This is a genomic window from Variovorax sp. dw_954 (assembly GCF_018449755.1).
Taxonomy (GTDB): domain Bacteria; phylum Pseudomonadota; class Gammaproteobacteria; order Burkholderiales; family Burkholderiaceae_C; genus Variovorax.
In genome coordinates this window covers 1-799 of the sequence record NZ_JAAVVD010000094.1, presented here as the reverse complement: position 1 = coordinate 799, position 799 = coordinate 1, and the positions used below count along the sequence as shown (strand labels likewise).

The 799-nt window shown below is 69.5% G+C and carries 1 protein-coding gene; it reads left to right on the top strand.

Annotation, left to right across the window (positions count from 1 at the left end; all coding sequences use genetic code 11):
• Nucleotides 1-799, top strand: a 799-nt coding sequence (locus HB681_RS37650) for a CHAT domain-containing protein (RefSeq protein WP_213959990.1), incomplete at both ends; no start/stop codon positions are given.

Here is a 799-nt window from a genome sequence, read left to right as displayed (position 1 = left end):
CTCGCGCGCCTTGCTCGACGCCGTGCGCGGTCGCGCCCGGGTCAGCGACGAGGCCACCGCCACCGCCGACCTGCCCACGCTGCAGCGCGCACTCAAGCCCGATGAACGGGTGATCGAGTTCCACTCGCTGCCCGACCGGCTGCAGGTGTGGGTGGTGAGCGCGACCGAGATCAAGTCCTTCAGCGTGGCCGAGACACGCGACGAGCTGAACGAACTGGTGGATGGTTTTAGGAACCAGGTGCTGCGCGCGCGCCGCACCACCGTCGTCAATGCCGAGAAGCTGGGCGCCGCGCTGCTCGGCCCGCTCGGGCTGCCGCCGGGCGTGCGGCTGATCATCGTGCCGCACGGGCCGCTGCACTACCTGCCGTTCCAGGCGCTGCGGCTCAACGGCCAGTATGTGATCGAGACGCATCCGGTGTCGGTCGCGCCGTCGATGAGCATCGCGGTGCAACTGGCGCAAAGCACGCCGCGCGTGGATGCGTCGCTCACCGCTTTCGGCAATCCGCGCATCGACGACCAGCACGAGCTGCCCGGCGCCGCGGCGGAGGTGAAGGAGATCGCCACCGTCTTCCCGCGCAACAAGGTCTACATGGGCGCCGCGGCCACCAAGACCCAGTTCCGCGAGGCGGCGGGCCGCTCCCCGCTGATCCATGTGGCTGCGCATGCGGAGGCCGACCAGATCGATCCGCTGTATTCGCGCATCCTGCTGGCCAACGAGGACGGCAAGCAGAACTTCCTGGAGGCGCACGAGATCCTGGACCTGCCGCTCTCGCACAGCGCGCTGGTCACGCTGTCGGCC